The following is a 1,153-nucleotide window of genomic DNA, read 5'->3' as shown; positions in this document are numbered from 1 at the left end:
AGTGTCCTGATTCCGTAATTCCTCCGATTTGGTGCGTCCGTAGGCAAAAGCGCTGTATGGCAGCGAGGATGTCGTCTGCGGACTTGGTCCACCGGAAGGGCTTCGGATCAGCGTTGTGTGCGTCTATGAAGGCGCGGATGTCATGTTCTAATTGCTGGGTGGAACAGTGAACGCCGCGCCTGATTTGCTTCTCAGTGATCATCGCGAAGAATCGCTCGACCTGATTGATCCATGACGCGCTGGTTGGTGTGAAGTGGACATGCCAGTGGGGGCGCTTTGCCAACCAGTCGCGGATCACCTTGGTCTTGTGTGTGGCGTAGTTGTCCATGACCAAGTGAATGTCCAGGCCGGCGGGAACACTGGCCTCAATCTGATCGAGAAATCTTCGGAACTCGCTGGAGCGGTGCTTCGGGTAGCAGCGACCGATCACCGCTCCGGTGGCGATGTCCAAAGCCGCAAACAGCGAGGTCGTACCATGCCGCTTGTAGTCGTGGGTTCGGCGCTCCACCTGTCCCGGCCGCATCGGTAACAGGGGCTGAGTGCGGTCCAAAGCCTGAATCTGGGATTTCTCATCCACACACAGGACTAACGCCCGCTCCGGCGGGCTCATGTAGAGCCCGACGATATCGCGGACCTTATCGACAAAAAGGGGATCGTTCGAGAGCTTGAAGGTCTCGCTCCGGTGAGGTTGCAGCCCAAAGGCACGCCAGATGCGATGAATGGTGGACGGTGCATAGCCGACTGCTTTTGCCATCGAGCGCAACGACCAATGTGTGGCTCCGGGAGGGGTTGTCTCCAGCGTCAGGCGGATCGTCTCGGCGATGTCCTCGTCACCGATCTTGCGGGGCGTTCCTGGCCGGGGCTCGTCGAGCAGACCGTCCAACCGATCAGCCGCAAAGCGGCGTCGCCACTTCGACACCGTGTTGGCATCTGCCCCCACTTCTACGCAGATGGCCTTATTTTCAAGGCCCGCGGCAGCGGAAAGCACGATGCGTGCTCGCCGGGCCATCGCCTGGCCGGTCTTGTGCGCCCGAGCCAGGGATTCCAACTCACGGCGCTCTGCCGCGCTCAGTTCGATTACTACTGCCGCCTTACCCAACGACACCTCCATGCGATCAACGCCATAATCGTACGGATTTCTCGATCAGGACAC

1 protein-coding gene is annotated in these 1,153 nt (G+C 59.7%); it reads right to left on the bottom strand.

Annotated elements, in window-relative coordinates:
- The coding region (locus ROR02_RS16405; protein ID WP_147165112.1) for an IS630 family transposase at window positions 1-1,111 on the bottom strand (1,111 nt) is incomplete at its 3' end.
- Between the last annotated feature and the right edge of the window lie 42 nt (window positions 1,112-1,153).

The sequence above is a fragment of the Pararhodospirillum oryzae genome (genome assembly GCF_007992075.1).
GTDB classification, from domain to species: domain Bacteria; phylum Pseudomonadota; class Alphaproteobacteria; order Rhodospirillales; family Rhodospirillaceae; genus Pararhodospirillum; species Pararhodospirillum oryzae.
This window is presented reverse-complemented; position numbering and strand designations above follow the sequence as displayed.